General features: G+C 70.5%; 11 protein-coding genes. 9 read left to right on the top strand and 2 right to left on the bottom strand.

The window, feature by feature from the left end; genetic code table 11:
• Nucleotides 1-40: 40 nt before the first annotated feature.
• The 6 genes from HLK59_RS12070 (at nucleotide 41) to HLK59_RS12045 (ending at nucleotide 8,742) form a co-directional block, all read left to right on the top strand.
• Nucleotides 41-1,378, top strand: a complete 1,338-nt coding sequence (locus tag HLK59_RS12070) for a sugar ABC transporter substrate-binding protein (protein ID WP_171141362.1) — start codon at nucleotides 41-43, stop codon at nucleotides 1,376-1,378.
• Between the two features lie 82 nt (nucleotides 1,379-1,460).
• The gene (locus HLK59_RS12065) at nucleotides 1,461-3,500 is read left to right on the top strand and encodes a beta-galactosidase (RefSeq protein ID WP_171141361.1); all 2,040 of its coding nucleotides are present in this window, start codon (nucleotides 1,461-1,463) and stop codon (nucleotides 3,498-3,500) included.
• Nucleotides 3,501-3,613: 113 nt separating this feature from the next.
• The gene (locus tag HLK59_RS12060) at nucleotides 3,614-5,653 is read left to right on the top strand and encodes a glycoside hydrolase (protein ID WP_171141360.1); all 2,040 of its coding nucleotides are present in this window, start codon (nucleotides 3,614-3,616) and stop codon (nucleotides 5,651-5,653) included.
• 200 nt (nucleotides 5,654-5,853) lie between these two features.
• Nucleotides 5,854-6,270, top strand: coding sequence for an ATP-binding protein (locus HLK59_RS12055; protein ID WP_171141359.1), 417 nt, complete (start codon nucleotides 5,854-5,856; stop codon nucleotides 6,268-6,270).
• A gap of 81 nt (nucleotides 6,271-6,351) precedes the next feature.
• On the top strand, nucleotides 6,352-6,924 hold the full coding sequence (locus HLK59_RS12050) for a PadR family transcriptional regulator (RefSeq protein WP_171141358.1): 573 nt from the start codon (nucleotides 6,352-6,354) through the stop codon (nucleotides 6,922-6,924).
• Nucleotides 6,925-7,017: 93 nt separating this feature from the next.
• Complete coding sequence (locus HLK59_RS12045) at nucleotides 7,018-8,742, top strand: acyl-CoA dehydrogenase family protein (protein WP_171141357.1); 1,725 nt, start codon at nucleotides 7,018-7,020, stop codon at nucleotides 8,740-8,742.
• 77 nt (nucleotides 8,743-8,819) lie between these two features.
• On the opposite strand, the gene HLK59_RS12040 is transcribed toward HLK59_RS12045, so the two are convergent.
• A complete protein-coding gene (locus HLK59_RS12040) occupies nucleotides 8,820-10,412 on the bottom strand; it encodes an alpha/beta hydrolase (RefSeq protein ID WP_171141356.1) in 1,593 nt (530 codons plus the stop codon).
• Nucleotides 10,413-10,671: 259 nt separating this feature from the next.
• Between HLK59_RS12040 and HLK59_RS12035 the strand changes: the two genes are divergently transcribed.
• Nucleotides 10,672-12,042: a diacylglycerol kinase family protein gene (locus HLK59_RS12035; protein WP_171141355.1), complete on the top strand. Its 1,371-nt coding sequence runs from the start codon at nucleotides 10,672-10,674 to the stop codon at nucleotides 12,040-12,042.
• The gene (locus HLK59_RS12030; protein ID WP_171141354.1) at nucleotides 12,035-12,631 is read left to right on the top strand and encodes a phosphatase PAP2 family protein; all 597 of its coding nucleotides are present in this window, start codon (nucleotides 12,035-12,037) and stop codon (nucleotides 12,629-12,631) included. The genes HLK59_RS12035 and HLK59_RS12030 overlap by 8 nt, the downstream gene beginning before the upstream one ends.
• A gap of 433 nt (nucleotides 12,632-13,064) precedes the next feature.
• Here the strand turns inward: HLK59_RS12030 and HLK59_RS12025 are convergent, their stop codons facing one another.
• Nucleotides 13,065-14,312, bottom strand: a complete 1,248-nt coding sequence (locus HLK59_RS12025) for a serine hydrolase domain-containing protein (protein WP_171141353.1) — start codon at nucleotides 14,310-14,312, stop codon at nucleotides 13,065-13,067.
• A 530-nt stretch (nucleotides 14,313-14,842) separates the two neighbouring features.
• Between HLK59_RS12025 and HLK59_RS12020 the strand changes: the two genes are divergently transcribed.
• Nucleotides 14,843-15,826, top strand: coding sequence for a winged helix-turn-helix domain-containing protein (locus tag HLK59_RS12020; protein WP_171141352.1), 984 nt, complete (start codon nucleotides 14,843-14,845; stop codon nucleotides 15,824-15,826).
• Nucleotides 15,827-15,929 lie beyond the last annotated feature (103 nt).

The following is a 15,929-nucleotide window of genomic DNA, read 5'->3' as shown; positions in this document are numbered from 1 at the left end:
CCCTCACCCGCCCCACCCACGAAGAAGTGGAAGCACCTCCATGCGCAGAACAACGAGCCGCATCCTCCGCGGCATCGCCCTCGTCTCCACCCTCGCCCTGGGCGCCACCGCCTGCGGTGGCTCGGACGACGACTCCGACACCAAGGCCGTCTCCGCCGCGGACGTCAAGGCGGCCCTGGACAAGGGCGGCGACATCACGGTCTGGGCCTGGGAGCCCACCCTGAAGACCGTGGCCGCCGACTTCCAGAAGAAGTACCCGAAGGTCAAGGTCAACCTGGTCAGCGAGCGCTCCGGCGACAAGCACTACACCGCGCTGTCCAACGCGATCTCGGCCGGCAAGGGCGTCCCGGACGTGGCCCAGGTCGAGTACTTCGCGCTCGGCCAGTACTCGCTGACCAAGGGCCTGACCGACCTGGCCCCCTACGGCGCCGACAAGCTCGCCTCCAAGTACACGCCCGGTCCGTGGAACGCGGTCAGCGACGGCGACAAGGTCTACGGCCTGCCGATGGACTCGGGGCCGATGGCGCTGTTCTACAACAAGACGGTCTTCGACAAGTACAAGATCGCCGTGCCGACCACCTGGGACGAGTACCTGGACGCGGCCCGCAAGATCCACAAGGCCGACCCGAAGGCGTACATCGCCAATGACGCCGGTGACGCGGGCTTCACCACCTCCATGCTGTGGCAGGCCGGTTCGCGCCCCTACAAGGTCGACGGCACCAAGGTCGGCATCAACTTCGACGACGCCGGCGCCAAGAAGTTCGAGACGGTCTGGCAGAAGCTGATCGACGAGAAGCTGCTCGCCCCGATCAACGGCTGGACCGACGACTGGTACAAGGGCCTCGGCGACGGCACCATCGCCACCCTGGCCACCGGCGCCTGGATGCCCGCCAACTTCGAGACCGGCGTCCCGGGCGCCAAGGGCCAGTGGCGTGCCGCGGCCTTGCCCGCCTGGACCGCGGGCGACAAGGCGAGCGCGGAGAACGGCGGTTCCTCGCTGGCCGTCCCGGAGCTCGCCAAGAACAAGGCTCTCGCCTACGCCTTCACCGAGTACGCCAACGCCGGTGCCGGTGTCACCACCCGTGTCTCCGAGGGTGCCTTCCCCGCCACCAAGGCGGAGCTGGAGTCGGCCGACTTCCAGAGCAAGAAGTTCGACTACTTCGACGGCCAGGAGGCCAACAAGATCTTCGCCGAGTCCGCCGCGAACGTGGCGAGCGACTGGTCCTACCTCCCGTTCCAGCCGTACGCGAACTCGATCTTCAACGACACGGTCGGCAAGGCGTACGTCTCCAGCACCACTCTGGCGGAGGGGCTGAAGGCCTGGCAGGACGCGTCCGTCAAGTACGGCGAGGAGCAGGGCTTCACCATCGAGAAGTAGTTCTCGCGCAAGCAATGAACGCCGGGCGGCGCGGCTCCCGGGCCGCGCCGCCCCCGTGCACCACCCCTTCGGAAGGACCGCCATGATCTCCACCCTCCACTCCCGCGGAAGCGGGGCGGACGGTGACTCCACCCCGCGTCTCGCCTTCGGCGCCGACTACAACCCCGAGCAGTGGCCCCGGGAGGTGTGGGAAGAGGACGTCCGGCTGATGCGCGAGGCCGGTGTCAACGTCGTCTCGGTGGCGATCTTCTCCTGGGCACGTCTGCAACCGACCGCCGACACCTGGGACTTCGGCTGGCTGGACGAGGTCATGGACCTGCTGCACGCCGGCGGCATAGGCGTCGACCTGGCGACGGCCACCGCCTCCCCGCCGCCGTGGCTGACCACGGCCCACCCGGAGATCCTGCCGGTCACCGCGACCGGCGAGACCCTGTGGCCGGGCGCCCGCCAGCACTGGCGGCCCACCTCCCCCGTCTTCCGCGAGCACGCCCTGCGCCTGGTCCACGAGATGGCGACCCGCTACGCCGACCACCCGGCACTGGTCGCCTGGCACGTCTCCAACGAGCTGGGCTGCCACAACATCTACGACTACTCCGACGACGCGGCCCGCGCCTTCCGCGAGTGGCTGCGCGCCCGCTACGGCACACTGGAGGCCCTCAACCACGCCTGGGGCACGGCGTTCTGGTCACAGCGCTACAGCGACTGGCAGCAGATCCTGCCCCCGCGTCTGGCGGCCTCGCACCCGAACCCGACCCAGCAGCTGGACTTCAAGCGCTTCTCCTCCGACGCGCTGAAGGACTACCTGCGCGCGGAACGGGACCTCCTCAAGGAGATCACCCCGGACGTCCCGGTCACCACCAACTTCATGGTGATGGGCGAGACGAAGGGCATGAACTACGCGGACTGGGCCGAGGAGATCGACTTCGTCTCCAACGACCACTACGTCCACCCCGGCCCGCAGTCCCGCGACGAGCTGTCCTTCTCCGCGAACCTCACCAGCGGCATCGCGGGCGGCCGCCCGTGGTTCCTGATGGAGCACTCCACCAGCGCCGTCAACTGGCAGCCGGTGAACGTCGCGAAGCGGCCAGGCGAGCTGGCCCGGGACTCGCTGCTGCACGTGGCGCACGGCGCGGACGCCGTCTGCTACTTCCAGTGGCGGCAGTCGGCGGCCGGCGCCGAGAAGTACCACTCGGCGATGGTCCCGCACGCCGGGGCCGACAGCGAGCTGTTCCGCGCGGTGGCCGAGCTCGGCGCCACCCTCAAGGCCCTGGCCCCAGTGGCCGGTTCGACCCGGGAGAACGCGAAGGTCGGGATCGTCTTCGACTGGGACTCCTGGTGGGCGAGCGAGCAGGACTCCCACCCCACCTCCCTGCTCAACTACCGCCAGGAAGGCCTGGACTGGTACTCGGCGCTCCTCGCACTCGGTGTACGCGCCGACCTGATCACCACCAAGACCGACTTCGCGCGCTACGACGTGCTGATCACCCCCGTCCTGCACGTGATCCCGGCGGAGCTCGCCAAGGAACTGACCCGCTACGCCGAGCAGGGCGGCCACCTGGTCACGACCTACTTCTCCGGTGTCGTCGACCAGAACGACCACGTCTGGCTCGGCGGCTACCCCGGCGCCCTGCGCGAGCTGCTCGGCATCCGCGTCGAGGAGTTCGGCCCGCTGCTCGCCGAGGAGTCGGTCTCCCTGGACGACGGCTCGGCCGGCACCCTGTGGACCGACCGCATCACCCTGGCCGACGAGCGGACCGAGGTCCTGGCCCGCTACGACTCCGGCAACCAGGCCGGACGGCCCGCCGTGACCCGGCGTACGACGAACGCCGGTTCGGCGTCCTACGTCTCCACGCGTCTCGGCGTCGCGGGGCTCACCGCGCTGCTGCCGCTTCTCCTCGAACCGGCCGGCGTGGCGAGCGAGCTCCCGGCCCAGGCACGCGGACGTGTCGAGCTGGCCGTCCGCGGCAACGGCGAGGAGACGTTCCTGTTCCTGGTGAACCGGACCGACGACACGGTGCCGCTGCCCGGGTTCACCGGCGACGTACTGCACGGCACGGCTGTCGCCGACGGGCTCGTCCTGGGACCGCGCGACGTCGCCGTGGTGCGCCGGCCGTCGGTCTGACCCACTCCCCACCTCTGTCCCCCGGGCGGCACATGGCCCGCCCGGGGGCACCCCTCCCCGTACGCCGGGAGGGACCACCGCAGCGTTTCCACCTATGAAGCTGGGAGCACACGATGGCAGGACTCACCCGCAGCAGACGGCGCCTCGGGGCCGCGTCGATGACCGCGCTGGCGACCGGAGCGGCACTGCTGTCCGTGCCCGCGCCGCTCGCGCAGGCCGACACGGTCACCGCGTCGGTCACCGTCCGGCCCGATCCGTCCTACAAGCAGGACAAGTTCGAGGGCTGGGGCACCAGCCTGGTCTGGTTCGCCAACGCCACCGGCGACTACCCCAAGGAGATCCGCGAGAAGCTCGCCGATCTGCTCTTCGGTGACGACGGTCTGGCGCTGAACATCGCGCGCTACAACATCGGCGGTGGCAACGCCCCCGACGTGAAGGACTACCTGCGTGCCGGTGGCGCGGTCGAGGGCTGGTGGAAGGCGCCGGCGGGCACGACCCGCACGGACACCGACTGGTGGAGCGCCGACGACGCCGCCGACTGGAACGACAAGGCGGACGCCACGCAGCGCTGGTGGGTCGATCGCATCAAGAAGGACATCACCCACTGGGAGACCTTCTCGAACTCTCCGCCGTGGTTCATGACCGAGAGCGGCTATGTCTCGGGCGGGTTCAACGCCAACGCCGAGCAGCTGAAGCAGAGTTCGGTCGACGACTTCGCCGCCTACGTCGCCGGGGTGACGAAGCGGCTGGAGAAGTCCGAGGGCATCAAGGTCGACACGGTCGACCCGTTCAACGAGCCGAACACCGGCTACTGGGGCACCCGTCTGGACGCCGACGGCGAACCGGTGGGCGGCCGCCAGGAGGGCGCCCACATCGGGCCCGCGATGCAGGAGAAGGTGCTGGCCGCGCTGGCGCCGGCGCTGAAGAAGGCCAAGGTCAAGGCCGACATATCGGCGATGGACGAGACCAACCCCGGCCTGTTCGCGACGAACTGGAACTCCTACACGCAGGCGTCCAAGGACCTCGTCGGCCAGATGAACGTCCACACCTACGGCACCGGTCAGCGCACCACGGTCCGCGACCTCGCCAAGGCGGCCGACAAGCCGCTGTGGATGAGCGAGGTCGAGGGCGACTGGGGCGACGGGCAGAGCTTCACCGACATGCGCCCCGGGCTCGGCCTGGCGCAGCAGATGGTGAACGACCTGCGCGAACTGGAGCCCACGGCCTGGGTGTTCTGGCAGCCGGTCGAGGACTACGACAACATGAAGCCGGGCGGTGAGTCCGCCAAGGGCGGCAACTGGGGTTCCATCCAGCTCCCGTTCAGCTGCACGTCGGCCGACACCCTCAAGTCCTGCCCGATCTACACGAACACGAAGTTCGACACGGCCCGTAACTTCACGCACTTCATCAAGCCCGGCGACAGCCTGATCAAGGTGGACGACACCTCCAGCGCCGCCGCGGTGACGAAGGACGGCAAGGGCGCCTCGCTGGTCCACGTCAACTCCACGACCGCGCCGCGCGCGGTGACGATCGACCTGTCGAAGTTCGGGAAGATCAAGCGTGACGCGACCGTCACCCCGACCGTCACCGACGCGGCCGGCAAGCTCGTGAAGCAGGCCCCGGTCAAGGTCGTCGACGGCAAGGCGACGTTCACCGTCCCCGCGCAGTCCGTGACCTCGTTCGCCGTCAAGGGCGTCTCCGGTGTCGCGAAGGACGCGAGCCTGTTCAGCAAGGGCGCCTCCTACACCCTGACCGGCGTCCAGAGCGGCAAGGCGGTGACCGTCGGCGCGAACGGCACGAACCTGGCCATCAACTCGGCGAACGGTACGGTCGCGCAGGAGTGGCGGCTGGAGGCGAAGTACGGCAAGAAGGGCGGCAACCGTGCGCGCTACGTCTTCGCCAACCCTGCCGAGGACAAGCGGCTCGCCGTGCGGGACAACGTGCCGGTGATCGAGACCGACACGGGTGAGCGGGACCCCGCGACGGAGTGGATCCTGTCGACCACGGGCGACGGCACCTGGACGCTGGTGAACCAGGCGACCGGGCGGCTCCTGGAGGTCGGCGGCCAGGCGACGAACGAGGGCGCGGCCGTCACGACGTGGCAGGCCAACTCCGGTTCCAACCAGCGGTGGCGGATCGCCGAGGTCGGCTGATCAGCGGGTGAGTTGACCACGAACAGTTCGGAGAAGACGCTCGGCCGGGTTTCCCGGCCGAGCGTCTTTCGGCATGCCGGCTCCCGATTGGCGATCACCCGCACCGGGCATCAGGCAGGGACAGGCCCGGCCGGGCAGACATGTGCGGCCCGGCATGTGGCCACGGGGGTCGGTCGTCCAAGGAGGGGAAGTGATCCGCCATGCGTACGCGTCGGCGTACCCATCGGCGTTCCGTACGAGTCGAGTACCTGTTGCCCGACCGGGCCGAATCGGCCGGCAGGGCACGGAGGCTGACGGCGCGGTTCCTGGCCCGGCCCGGCCTCGGGGTGACGGGGGTCGACGCCTCGCACATCGACGACGCGACGCTCGTCGTCTCCGAGCTGGTCGCCAATGCCACCCGGCACGGCGGTGCCTGCCGCCTGTGTCTCCAGGTCTCCGACACCCGGGTGACCGTCGAGGTCTACGACGGCAGCCCCGGACGGCCGAGCGTGCGACCGCTGACGGTCTGGGGCGAGAGCGGACGGGGCCTCGCCATGGTGCGGTCCCTGGCGGAGCGCCTCGACGTGGATCCGGTCGGCGGGGGCGGCAACCGGGTGCGTGCGGTGCTGTCCCTCTGAGCGGCGCGCACAGGGTGAGCCGCGTCGCATCGGAGTGGGTGGGACTTGCTATGCAACGAGTTGCATAGCACGATCGGTGCCATGGCGCTCGAACACGCGATCCTGGTGTCGCTCCTGGAGAAGCCGGGATCCGGCTATGAGCTGGCCCGGCGTTTCGAGCGGTCCATCGGCTACTTCTGGACCGCGACCCACCAGCAGATCTACCGCGTGCTCAAGCGCATGGAGAACGACGGCTGGGTCGACGTCCGGGACGTCCCGCAGCAGGGCCGGCCGGACAAGAAGGAGTACTCCGTCGCCGACCTCGGCCGGGCCGCGCTGTCCTCGTGGCTGCACGATCCCATCGAGCCGGAGAGCGTCCGCCACGATCTGGCGGTGAAGATCCGCGGTGCCGCCTTCGACGACCCGGCCGCCCTGATCCGCGAGGTGGAGCGGCACCGACGGACGCACCAGGCCCGGCTGGAGCACTATCTCGTGGGCGAGGAGCGGGACTTCACGGGGCCCGAGGCGAGCGCGGCCGCTCCGCACGCGCCGCTGGACGCGGAGCGGGAACTCCAGCACGTCGTCCTGCGCGGCGGCATCGCGTACGAGCGCATGATGATCGACTGGCTGGAGGACGTGCTGGCCACGTTGGCCCGGTTCGCTCCGGGCCCCTGACGCCGCCCCGCTCCCCGTCCGCGCCTCCGCTCCCCCTTTTTTCGCCCTGTCTCATGATTCCCATCCGTCCGCCCGCCGAAAGAGACCCTCAACATGGCTGACCAACTGCTCTTCAACCCGCGCACTTACGACCCCGCGCATTTCGACCCCGAGACGCGCCGCCTGCTGCGTGCCACCGTCGACTGGTTCGAGGAGCGCGGGAAGCGGCAGCTGATCGAGGACTACCGGACCCGCGCCTGGCTCGGGGACTTCCTCGCCTTCGCCGCGAAGGAGAGCCTGTTCGCCACCTTCCTGACGCCGGCGTCCGAGGCGGCTGAAGGAGCCCCGGACCAGCGGTGGGACACGGCCCGTATCGCCGCGCTCAACGAGATCCTCGGCTTCTACGGTCTGGACTACTGGTACGCCTGGCAGGTCACCATCCTCGGCCTCGGCCCGGTCTGGCAGAGCGACAACGCCGCCGCCCGCGCCCGCACCGCCGAACTCCTCGCCCAGGGAGAGGTGTTCGCGTTCGGCCTGTCCGAGAAGGCCCACGGCGCCGACATCTACTCCACCGACATGCTCCTGGAACCCGACGGCGACGGCGGCTTCCGCGCCAACGGCTCCAAGTACTACATCGGCAACGGCAACGCCGCCGGACTGGTCTCCGTCTTCGGCCGCCGCACCGACGTCGAGGGCCCCGACGGCTACGTGTTCTTCGCCGCCGACAGCCGCCACCCGAACTACCACCTGGTCAAGAACGTCGTCGACTCCTCCAAGTTCGTCAGCGAGTTCCGCCTGGAGGACTACCCCGTCACGGCCGAGGACGTCCTGCACACCGGCCGCGCCGCCTTCGACGCCGCCCTCAACACGGTCAACGTCGGCAAGTTCAATCTGTGCACCGCCTCCATCGGCATCTGCGAGCACGCGATGTACGAGGCCGTCACGCACGCCCATAACCGCGTCCTGTACGGCCGTCCCGTGACCGCCTTCCCGCACGTGCGCCGCGAGTTGACCGACGCGTACGTCCGGCTCGTCGGCATGAAGCTGTTCAGCGACCGCGCCGTCGACTACTTCCGCTCCGCCGGCCCCGACGACCGCCGCTACCTGCTCTTCAACCCGATGACGAAGATGAAGGTGACCACGGAGGGCGAGAAGGTCATCGACCTGATGTGGGACGTGATCGCCGCCAAGGGCTTCGAGAAGGACAACTACTTCGGGCAGGCGGCCGTGGAGATCCGCGGCCTGCCGAAGCTGGAGGGCACGGTCCACGTCAACCTGGCGCTGATCCTGAAGTTCATGCGCAGCCACCTTCTCGACCCGGCCGAGTACCCGAGCGTGCCGACCCGTCTCGACGCGGCGGACGACGACTTCCTGTTCCGGCAGGGTCCGGCTCGCGGCCTGGGCTCGGTGCGCTTCCACGACTGGCGTCCGGCGTTCGAGGCGTACGCGCATCTGCCCAACATCGCTCGCCTGCGCGAACAGGCCGACGCGCTCTGCGAGTTCGTCGCCACGGCCGGCCCGGACGCGGAGCAGAGCCGTGACCTCGACCTCGTCCTGTCGATCGGCCAGCTCTTCGCGCTCGTCGTGCACGGACAGCTGGTCCTGGAGCAGGCCGCCCTGACCGGACTCGACGAGGACGTCCTCGACGAGCTCTTCGCCGTCCTCGTGCGGGACTTCTCCGGCCACGCCGTCGAACTGCACGGCAAGGACTCGGCCACCGAGGAGCAGCAGGAGTGGGCGCTGAGCTCGGTCCGCCGGCCGGTCGTCGACACGGCTCGCACGGAGCGTGTCTGGCAGCGGGTCGAGGCGCTGTCCGGGGCGTACGAGATGGCCCCGTAGGCGCGTCGCACACATCAAGGGTGGCCGGGCTCCGCAGGGGGCCCGGCCACCGGTGGGTCAGGGTTCGGAACACCCGGTCATCGGGCGGGCGCGTCGCAGGTGACGTCCGTGGCGGGGAGACGGCCGGTGGCGAGGTAGGCGTTGACCACGGCGTCGACACATGGTGTGCCGTGGACGCCGAACACCGCGTGCTGGTCGGCTCCGCGCAGGGTGACCAGGCGGGAGGAGGGCCACATCCGCCGCACCGTGGTGGCGCCCTCGTAAGTGGTGCGCGGGTCTCCGGTGGCGTTGACGAGCAGGGCCGGGAGGTCGTCGCGGATGGTGGTCGGGCGCTCGCGGGGCCGGTCCCAGAAGGTGCAGGGGCTGAGGTTCTCGGTGACGGGGCCGAGCAGCGGGTCCTTCGCGCGGGCCCGCTGGACGTCACGCCAGTAGACCTCCGGGTCCCGCGGGGCGGCCACGTCGCCGCACAGGATCGCGGACTGCACGCTGCCGAAGTGGGAGTCGGTGCCGGTCAGCTCGAACGCGAGGGCCTCGGCGAGCCACGGGGACGGGGTGACCGGCTCCCCGTGCGCCGCGCGCGACAGGTCCCGCATACCCTGCGCGAAGTCCCCGTAGGCCGAGTCGTTGTCCTGCGAGAGGCCGTTGAAGACGACGAGCGGCATGACGTGCTCGTCCACCGCGAAGTCACCGAGCCGCAGCGGGGTACGGGCCGCGGCCGCCTGGACACGGTCCACGGTCGCCAGCACCTTGCCACGGGTACGGCCCAGACCGTACGTCGTGTCCCGGGCGGCGGCCCATGAGGCCCAGCCCTCCAGCGCGTGGCGGTTGGCCTGCTCGGTGCCCCGCAGCAGCCGGGGACCGTACCGGGCCGGGTCCAGGACACCGTCCAGGACGACCCGGTCGGTGCGGCGAGGGAACATCGTGGCGTACACCTCGCCCAGGTAACTGCCGTACGAGTAGCCGAGATAGGAGATCCGCCGCTCGCCGAGCGCGGCGCGGACGACGTCCATGTCGCGCGCGGTGTTGCGGGTGGTGACGTACGGCAGCACAGCGCCCTCGTGCCGACGGCAGAGTTCGGCGAGGTTCTGGGAGAAGGCCGCCATGCGGTCGAACCCGGCGCGGTCGACGCCCGCACTGCGGAACGCGGACCCGGTCGGCCACTCGCAGTCCAGCGGGGTGCTGCGGCCGACGAACCGCGGGTCCACGCCCACCACGTCGTACCGTGCCGCGACGTCCTTCATCGCCTCGCGTACCCACGGCGGGTCGCCGAGCGTCTGCCCGCCGGGACCGCCGCCGTTGAGCAGCAGCGGGCCGACGCGGCGGGCGGTGTCCGTGGCGCGGATCCGGGAGATCGCGACGGTGATCGTACGGCCGTCCGGGGCACCGTAGTCCAAGGGCACCGTCACATCGGCGCATCGGGCGCCCGCCTGCTCCAGCTCCTCGCCGGTCGCGTCGTCCGGGCCGAGCACACAGCTCTTCCAGTCGAGGCGCTGGTGGTGGTAGCGGGCGAGGGGGTCGGAGGCCGCCTGGGCCGGAAGGGTCGTGGCGGGTGACACGGCCACGGCGAGGGTGGTGGCGGCCAGGCCCAGGACGGCCCTTCTCGCCGTTCTCGAAGCGCCGTGCGGTGCTTGCGGTCGTAGCGATCGACGGGCTGTGCGTGAGGGAGCCATGCGCCACAACGCTAGGTACACGCGTCGGCGGGGTCACTCGGGCTGGCTGCCGATTGACGGTGGGGACAGCCGCACCTCGCGACAGGGGGCATGCCCCACTGGAGGGCGGATACCCCTCAACGCACCGGAAGCGGCATGAGATCGTGGAGCCGTCGATCTTGGCGAGGCGGCCCGAGCCGGTGGGTCAGGGCTGACATGACGCGGTATCCGGACCACGCGGGGAGAGAATGACTCCGACCGACCGACTGGCTGGAGCACCATGAACACGGTCCGATCGACGCACGTCACGGAGCCCGGCGGCGCCGACAGACGGGCGCGTGCTCTGGCCAGACTCGCCCTGCTCTGTCTGGCGGGTGCCGTCGCGTCCGTGGCGGCGGGCGCGGACCGGCTGCCGCTCCTGCTGCTGGGCCTGGGCGGGCTGGGAGTGGCCGCGGCGGGTCTGTGGTGGGCGCTGGCGCACCGGGGGCTGGCGCGTGTGTGCGGCGCTCTGCTGGCCACGGGTGCTCCGGTGGGCGTGCTCGTCCTGTACGCCGTCTCCGGTCTGTGGCTCGTCGCGGTGGCGGCGCTGGGGGCGTGGGCGGCGGCGCTGGCCTGCGCCAGGAGCGCGTTGCGCCGACGGCGCAGGCCGCACGGCATGCGCTCCCGTTCCGTCCGGCCGCCCGGCCGACCGGTGCTGATCATGAATCCGCGATCCGGAGGCGGGAAAGTCGGCCGGCACCAACTGGTGGAGCGGGCGGAGGCTCTCGGTGCCCGGGTGATCCTCCTCGACCTCGACACCCGTCCCGATCCGGCGGCGCTCGCCCGGCAGGCCGTCGCGGACGGCGCGGATCTGCTCGGTGTGGCCGGGGGCGACGGCACGCAGGCCCTGGTGGCGGCGGTGGCCGCCGCTCACGACGTACCGTTCATGGTCCTGGCGGCCGGCACCCGCAACCACTTCGCGATGGACCTGGGCCTGGACCGCACCGACCCCGCGGGCGGCCTGGACGCGCTGTCCGACGGTGTGGAACTCCGCATCGATCTGGGCGACGTGGCCGGGCTGCCGTTCGTCAACACGGTCTCCTTCGGCGCGTACGCCGAGATCGTGCAGAGCCCCGACTACCGCGACGCCAAGGCGGTCACCGCCCTCGACCAGCTGCCGGACCTGCTGCTCGGCGAGGCCGCGGCGAAGCTGGAGGCCCAGGCGGACGGCGACCGACTACCCATTCCGCAGGCCCTGTTGGTGAGCAACAACCCCTACGCGCTGGCCGACCCGCTGGGCGCCGGGCGCAGGGAACGCCTCGACGCCGGCCGGCTCGGTGTGATCGCCGTCCGGATCGAGGGTGCCGCCCAGGCCGCCGAACTGGCGTTGCGGGGCGAACGGGCCAGCGGGATCACCTCGCTGACCGCACGTCAGGTGACCGTCACGGCCGACACCGACCTCGTCGCCGTGGCCGTCGACGGTGAAGCGCTCACGCTGCCGCCGCCGGTCGTGTGCACGGTCCGTCCCGGTGTGCTGCGGGTCCGGGTGCCGCGTCACCGGCCCGGCGCGTCCTACTCGGCGCCGTCCGTGGACTGGCGGCACATCCTCCACCTCGCCCTCGACCGGACTCCCCCACCCACCCGCACGACGCAGGAGCAGAGCGATGTCTGACCGTCCGCAGCGCCACGACGGCGCCCCCCGAGCGCTGTTGCGTGATCTGGCCGCCCTCGACCAGGCGCTGTACGAGGCCGTGAAGGTCACCCACACGCCGGCCCTGGACCACGCCCTGCGGCGGCTGTCCGCGGCGGCGGACCACTCCAAGATCTCGTTCGCGGTCGCCGGGCTTCTGGCGCTGTGCCCCGGCCGGCCGCGCCGTGCCGCGGCCCTGGGTGTCGCGGCCATCGGTGTCGCCTCGGCCGGGGCGAACCTGCTCGGCAAGCAGCTGGTACGCCGGCCCCGGCCCCATCGGGCCGAGGACTCGCCGTTTCCCGGACGGCACGTGCCCATGCCCGCGTCCGCTTCCTTCCCCTCCGGCCACACCGCCTCGGCGGTCGCCTTCGCGGCCGCCGTGGGTCCTGCCCTCCCCGCCGCCACGCTTCCGCTGGGCCTGCTCGCCTGTGCGGTCGGCTACTCCCGTGTCCACACCGGCGTGCACTACCCCGGCGACGTGATCGCCGGCGCCGTGCTCGGCACCGGCGCGGCAGCCGTCATCCTCGCCGCGTCCGGCTGGGACAGCCCCCGCCGACCCAGCCTCCCCTGACTGCGTGGCTACTGCCGCTCCCACTGTTCCTTGCTGCCCTCGACCCTCACCATTCCGGAAGGGGTGAGCAGGGTGTCCACGAGGGTCATCGCGAGCTTCTCCACGACGTTCCGCGAACGAACCCTGGTTCACAGCCATCGTCTCAGCCCAGACCATCCGCACTCCGAGCCCGGTGAACGCCTTGGCCAGCAAAGCCCAGACGGCGCGTTCATCGGTTGGTTCTGTCTTCGTCCCGAGTCGAAGGGGCCGTTGGACGAGGTCGAACTTGGATGTTCGGTCTCCAGATAGATGCCCACCGAGTGGATCATGCCCAAAACAGGTCAGACGATTCAGCGGCTTTGCTCGGGCACCGTACGCCTCGCACCGCGTCCCCCGCTCCGGCACAGCGGAGCGGGGGACGCGGGCGTCATGGTGAAACGGGGTCGGTCTGGTTTCAGCGGTTTTCAGGCAGGTCCGACTCGGCCGGCAGCGCGGTCGACCTGAGCTGCGCGGGCGACGACGCCTTCGCGGTCGGCTTCTTGCCGCAGAACGCGGCCTCGAGTGTGCCGCCGAGCGCGGTGTTGGCGGAGCCCTTGTTCGAGGTGTTGGCCATCGCGGAGAGGCTGCGCCGGCCGTCGGCGGTCGCGAAGGCGTAGGTGTAGAACCCCTGCACGGTGCCGGTGTGACCGTAGACCTGCGTACCGCAGGACAGGTCGTAGCGGCGCAGACCGAGGCCGTAGAAGCGGGTGTTGGTGGTGTCGGTCGGCGTGACGGTGGTCATCTCCCCCAGCATCTTCGACGACAGCAGCCTGCCCCGCATCAGCGCGGTCACGAAGGTGTTCAGGTCCGCCGGGCTGGAGATGATCGCCCCGGCCGACTGTGCCCAGGAGACCGTCTGCTCGGTGGAGTCCACCAGCGGCGCACCGGCCTCGTCGGGGTGCAGATAGCCGCGTACGTGAAGCCCCGCGATGCGGACGTCGGGGTGCACGTACGAGGTGTTGCGCAGCCCGAGCGGCGAGATGATGCGGCGCTGGTACTCCTTGGCGACCGGCTTCCCGGTGATCTTCTCGATGAGCATGCCCACGACCACGAAGTTCGTGTTGGAGTACTTGTAGGCGACTCCGGGCTCCGTGGTGCGGGGCTCGCTCAGCGAGAGGTCCACCAGTTCCTGGTAGCTGAAGACCCGGTTGCGTACGGCCTCGAAGCCGGGCACGGTGTGCTCGAACATCGCGTCGGTGTAGTCCGCGAGCCCACTGCGGTGCCTCAGGAGGTGCCGCACCGTGATCCGGTCGTCGGGCAGCAGCCCGGGCAGGTACCGGTTCACCGGGGCGTCGAGCTCCAGCTTCTTCTCCTGGACGAGTTGGAGCAGCACCACGCTGGAGAAGGTCTTGCTGACGCTTCCGATACGGAAACGTGCGCGGACGTCCATGGCGGCGCCGGACTCCCGGTCGCGCACGCCCACGGTCCGGGCCTGCACACCGTCGGGGCCGGTGAACCGGGCCATCGCTCCGGGCGCGCCCTCCGCCATGGCGGCGTTCAGCGCGGCGACCACGCCTTCCATGTCGGGTGCGGGTGCGGTCGCCTTGGTGGCGCCGGGGACGGCAGGCGCGGCGGACGCGCTGGTGGCGGGGACGACACCGGCGGCGAGTGCGGCGATCAGGGTGGCGCAGGCGGCCAGTCGGCGGCGGTTGTTCAGCGTCACATCAGTTCCTCGAGTCGAAGGGTGGGGCGAAGGGGCGGGAGCGGTCCGCCGTATCAGGAAGGACACTGTCGGATCTGCTGCTTCCAGACGTCCGGGCTGCCGGTGTCGATGTACATCCAGTAGCGGTAGTTCGGGTTGTCCGCGGCCGGTGCGCATCTGCAGCCACGAGCCCGCGTCGATTCCCGTGACGTACGCGCAGACCGCCCGGTCCCCCGACACACGGCAGTCGTGGAGCGTGGCGGCGAAGGCCGTCAGCACGGCGGACAGCCCCGTGCCGGCACGGCGTCCAAGAGACATCCAGTGCCCCGTTTCTCTTGCATGTTGTGCGCGGGGGCACAGCGATGTGCGCGGTTGGTCAGCCGCCACCGTCCCCCGTGGTCGGACACAGTCTGTTCAAAGCCGACGGCACGACCCAGCATTTCGAGCGGCTTCAAAACGTGTCCCGGTCGCGCCTTTGCCCAGGTTGTTCGAAACCTTTGCTCAAACCTGTGCGTCCCAAGGTGTGGTGGTACGTCGATGGGGGAGTGTTCATGGCCCGGTTCTCCGAGTTGTGTCTGGGGCCGCTGGAAACAGTGCCGGTGTCGGTCGTGGCGCAGCCCGGAGTCACCCTGATGTCGCTCGTCGCGGACGCGCTGGGCGGCCGTTCCCAGGGTGTGCACCCCACGTGGCGGCGCGCGCTGCGCTCGGCGGTGCCCGAGGGGGCGGAGGCGGTGCTGCGGCCGCTGTTCACCCGTGAGTACTCGATGGTCCCCGACTGCCTGACCCCCACGGCGCCGCTGTGGGAGACCGATCTCTCGGTCCAGCTCGACCGTCTGGCGGAGGTCTCGCCCCATCTGCTGCTGCGGGAGCTGGAGTCGGACTTCGGGGGGACGGTCCCGAGGCAGTGGCAGTCGGTCGTCGACCGGCCGAAGGCCTTCATCCACGCGTACGCGGCCATCCTCGGCGCGGTGTGGGAGGCCTTCGGGCCGATCTGGGCGCGGGCCGGCTCGCTGCTGGCCCGGGAGACCGAGCGGGTGGGTGTGGCGGTCGTCAGCAACGCCCTGCCACTCGTGATGAGCGGGCTCGGGCCCAAGATCCGCTTTTCCGGGCAGACGCTGTACGTGCCCGATCCGCACCCCGAGACGTTCGAGCGGGGTGCCCGCCGGGTGGTGCTGGTGCCCATCGTGTCCGGCAACGGTGCCTCGGTCTTCAGCTTCGACCGTTCCGACGCCGTGTGGTTCGGCTATCCCGTGCCCGGCCTGAACACGCTGTGGACCGCTCAGGAGGCCACGGCCGAACGGGACCCGCTCAAGCTCGTGGTGGGGTCCCTGCGGGCGGGCATCCTGCGCGAGCTGGTCCGCCCGTGCACCATGGGGTCACTGGCCTCCGCGCTCAACTGCACTCCGGCGACCGTGACCTACCACTGCGGTCAGCTGGAGGCGGCCGGACTCCTCAGCCGGGAGCGCCGAGGACAGCACGTGGTGGCCCGGCGTACGACGTCAGGTGCGACACTCGTCAGCTTGTTGTCGGGCTGAGCCCGCGCTCCGCGGAGCGCCACCCTGACATTCGTCAGGACCGCCGGCCCCACTTCCCTTTCTAAGGTTCCAGTCGTCTTCCAGGTCCCGGCTGTTCTGCGGG

It is taken from the genome of Streptomyces sp. S3(2020) (assembly GCF_013044505.1).
Classification (GTDB): Bacteria; Actinomycetota; Actinomycetes; order Streptomycetales; family Streptomycetaceae; genus Streptomyces.
The sequence above is the reverse complement of the archived record's forward strand: the minus strand, read 5'-3'. Positions and strand labels throughout refer to the sequence as shown.

Coding starts and splice junctions, on each gene's coding strand:
- HLK59_RS12070 (WP_171141362.1), top strand. CDS start 41: ATGCGCAGAACAACGAGCCGCATCCTCCGCGGCATCGCCCTCGTCTCC.
- HLK59_RS12065 (WP_171141361.1), top strand. CDS start 1,461: ATGATCTCCACCCTCCACTCCCGCGGAAGCGGGGCGGACGGTGACTCC.
- HLK59_RS12060 (WP_171141360.1), top strand. CDS start 3,614: ATGGCAGGACTCACCCGCAGCAGACGGCGCCTCGGGGCCGCGTCGATG.
- HLK59_RS12055 (WP_171141359.1), top strand. CDS start 5,854: ATGCGTACGCGTCGGCGTACCCATCGGCGTTCCGTACGAGTCGAGTAC.
- HLK59_RS12050 (WP_171141358.1), top strand. CDS start 6,352: ATGGCGCTCGAACACGCGATCCTGGTGTCGCTCCTGGAGAAGCCGGGA.
- HLK59_RS12045 (WP_171141357.1), top strand. CDS start 7,018: ATGGCTGACCAACTGCTCTTCAACCCGCGCACTTACGACCCCGCGCAT.
- HLK59_RS12040 (WP_171141356.1), bottom strand. CDS start 10,412: ATGGCTCCCTCACGCACAGCCCGTCGATCGCTACGACCGCAAGCACCG.
- HLK59_RS12035 (WP_171141355.1), top strand. CDS start 10,672: ATGAACACGGTCCGATCGACGCACGTCACGGAGCCCGGCGGCGCCGAC.
- HLK59_RS12030 (WP_171141354.1), top strand. CDS start 12,035: ATGTCTGACCGTCCGCAGCGCCACGACGGCGCCCCCCGAGCGCTGTTG.
- HLK59_RS12020 (WP_171141352.1), top strand. CDS start 14,843: ATGGCCCGGTTCTCCGAGTTGTGTCTGGGGCCGCTGGAAACAGTGCCG.